The following is a 3017-nucleotide window of genomic DNA, read 5'->3' as shown; positions in this document are numbered from 1 at the left end:
CCTTAACCCTGTTCGTTCTAACTCCATTAACCATGCGCGCCATCCGCGCGCCCCGCCTTCTGGAGCCCTGCGACGCCCGTGTCCGGCCGCGCGACGACCCTGCTTCTCTCCGGCACGGCCCTGGCCGGGCTAGCGCTCGCCTTGACGACGGCGCAGGCGCAGCAGATGCCACGCGGGAATCTGAGGACGGGCACGCCGACCTATGTGGCGCAGCAACCCGCGGCGCCCGAACCGGCCCTCACGCCGGCGACGGCCGACCCCGAAGCCATCCGCGATCCGGCGGGGCTGGTCCAGCGGCAGGGCTCGGCCGTCTCGGGACGGCAGCCGCCACGCGCCAGCCAGCCGATCCAGGCACCGACGCTGCGCGGGGTCACCCAGCGCCAGTTCCGGCCGCCGCCGCCCGCGGTCGCGGTCATGCCGCCGCCGCCTCCCGCCCCATCCCCGCCGCCACGGCGGCGCGCTGCGGCCGAAGAGGATCCCTATGCCCCGCTCGGCATTCGGCTCGGCTCGATCACCTTGCGCCCCTCGGTCACCAATTCGGTCGGCTACGATACCAATCCGCAGCGGACCTCCGCCAGCGGCACCAAGGGCTCGGGCTTCAGCCGCCACGAGGGCGAGCTGGCGATCCAGTCTGACTGGAACGTCCATGAGCTCAAGGGCAAGATCAGCGGCGGCTATCTCGATTTCTTCCGCAACAAGGACGCCTCGCGCCCCGATGCCGACGGCAGTCTGGACCTGCGGCTCGATGCCACCCGCGACACCCGCATCCTCCTGGAGTCACGCCTCAAGCTCGACACCCAGCGCCCGGGCTCGCCCGACCTGACGGCCAACGTCACCGGGCGCCCGCAGATCTTCCAGTATGGCGGCTCGGCCGGTGTCACTCACGACATCAACCGGCTGCAACTGACGCTGCGCGGCTCGGTCGATCGCAGCGACTACGAGGATGCCCATCTGTCCAACGGCGCGATGCTGTCGCAGAAGGACCGCAACCTCACGCAATACGGCCTGCGCCTGCGCGCCGCCTACGAGGTCACGCCCGGCATCAAGCCCTTCGTCCAGGCCGAGATCGACCAGCGCGATTTCGACGAGAAAAGCGATTCCAGCGGCTATATGCGCTCCTCGAAGGGGATCACCGGCCGTGTCGGCTCGACCTTCGAGATCAGCCGGCAGCTCACCGGCGAGATTTCCGGCGGCTATCAGGACCGCAACTACGACGATACGCGCCTGAAGAACCTGCGCGGCTTCGTCGGCGACGCCTCGATCCTGTGGTCGCCGACCCCGCTGACCACGGTGACGCTGCGGGGCACCGCCGAACTCGGCGACACCACGATCGCCGGCTCGTCCGGCACCACGGTGCGGCGCGCGACGCTGGAGGTAGCCCATGCCTTGCGCCGCAACCTTACCCTCACCGGCTTCACCAATTTCAGCCGGACCGAATATGACGGCCAGGGCCTGCGCGAGGACTTCATGAATGTCGGCGCGCGGCTCGAATACAAGCTGACGCGCACCTTCGCCATCCGCGCAAGCTTCACCCATGAGCGCTTGAACTCGACGGCGCAGGGCTCGGACTACACCGCGAATGTCTCGCAGGTGGGCTTGAGGGTGCAGTTCTGATTCAAGCGCGTCATGCCCGGGCCTGACCCGGGCATCTCGGAAACCAGTGTCTTCTCGTCCCGAGATTCTCGGGTCTGCGCTTCGCTTCGCCCGAGAATGACGGCTGAGATCACTCCATCCCTTCGAGCTCGATGATCATGCCCTCGATCATCTTGAGCCCGATCTGCCAGAAGCCCGGGTCCTTCGCGTCGAGCCCGAAAGGCGCCAGCAGCTCCGCATAGGGCTTGCTGCCGCCGGCCGAGAGCAAGGCGAAATAGCGCTCCTGGAAGCCCTCCGCGGCGTTCTGGTAAACGCCGTAGAGCGAATTCACCAGGCAGTCCCCGAAGGCATAGGCGTAGACGTAGAAGGGCGAATGGATGAAGTGCGGGATGTAGCACCAATAGGGCTCGTATCCGCTCGACAGCCGGATCGCCGGACCGAGGCTCTCCGCCTGCACGCTCATCCAGATCTCGCAGAGCGCCTCCGGCGTCAGTTCGCCCTCGCGGCGCGCTTCATGGACCTTGCGCTCGAAGGTGTAGAAGGCGATCTGGCGCACGACCGTGTTGATCATGTCCTCGACCTTGGCCGCCAGCATCGCCTTGCGCTGCTTCTGATTGGTGGTCGAGTCGAGCAGCTTGCGGAAGGTCAGCATCTCCCCGAAGACGCTCGCCGTTTCCGCCAGCGTCAGCGGCGTCGGCGCCATCAAGGCCCCGTTCGGCGCGGCCAGCACCTGATGCACGCCATGGCCGAGCTCATGCGCCAGCGTCATCACGTCGCGCGGCTTGCCCTGGTAGTTCAGCAGCACATACGGATGTGCGGACGGCACGGTCGGATGCGCGAAGGCGCCGGGCGCCTTGCCGGGGCGCGGCGGCGCGTCGATCCAGCGCTCGTCGAAGAAGCGCTTCGCGATCGCCGCCATCTCCGGCGAGAACGCGCCATAGGCGGAGAGCACGGTCTCGCGCGCTTCGGTCCAAGGAATCGTGCGCTGCTCGACCTGCGGCAACGGCGCGTTGCGGTCCCAGAAATCCAGCTCCTCGCGACCGAACCACTTGGCCTTCAGGCGATAGTAGCGGTGCGAGAGACGCGGATAGGCTTCGCGCACGGCGGCAACCAGCGCATCGACCACCTCGCGCTCGACCCGATTGGCGAGATGGCGGGAATCCGCGACATCCTCGAATTTCCGCCAGCGGTCGGAGATTTCCTTGTCCTTGGCGAGCGTGTTGGTGATCAGCGCGAAGATGCGGAGCTCCTTGCGGAACACCGTGCTCAGCGCCTCCGCCGCCTTGCGCCTTATCTCGCCGTCGCTGTCCTGCAGCTTGTTGAGCGTGAGCTCGAGCGTCAGCTCCGTGCCGTCGACGATGAAGCGCAGCGAGGCGATGGTCTCGTCGAAGAGGCGGTTCCACGCGGCAGCACCGGTGATCGAC

2 protein-coding genes are annotated in these 3017 nt (G+C 67.2%); one reads left to right on the top strand and one right to left on the bottom strand.

Features of this window, described 5'->3' with window-relative positions; all coding sequences use genetic code 11:
• Positions 1–78 precede the first annotated feature (78 nt).
• Entirely contained in the window at positions 79–1614 is a 1536-nt protein-coding gene (locus tag JHD80_RS26890) for an outer membrane beta-barrel protein (RefSeq protein ID WP_199093605.1), read from the top strand.
• Between the two features lie 109 nt (positions 1615–1723).
• Here JHD80_RS26890 and JHD80_RS26885 read toward each other — a convergent pair.
• Positions 1724–3017, bottom strand: a 1294-nt coding sequence (locus JHD80_RS26885) for a M3 family oligoendopeptidase (RefSeq protein WP_199093603.1), incomplete at its 5' end; no start/stop codon positions are given.

The sequence above is a fragment of the Allobosea sp. ASV33 genome (genome assembly GCF_016428755.1).
Taxonomy (GTDB): domain Bacteria; phylum Pseudomonadota; class Alphaproteobacteria; order Rhizobiales; family Beijerinckiaceae; genus Allobosea.
This window is presented reverse-complemented; position numbering and strand designations above follow the sequence as displayed.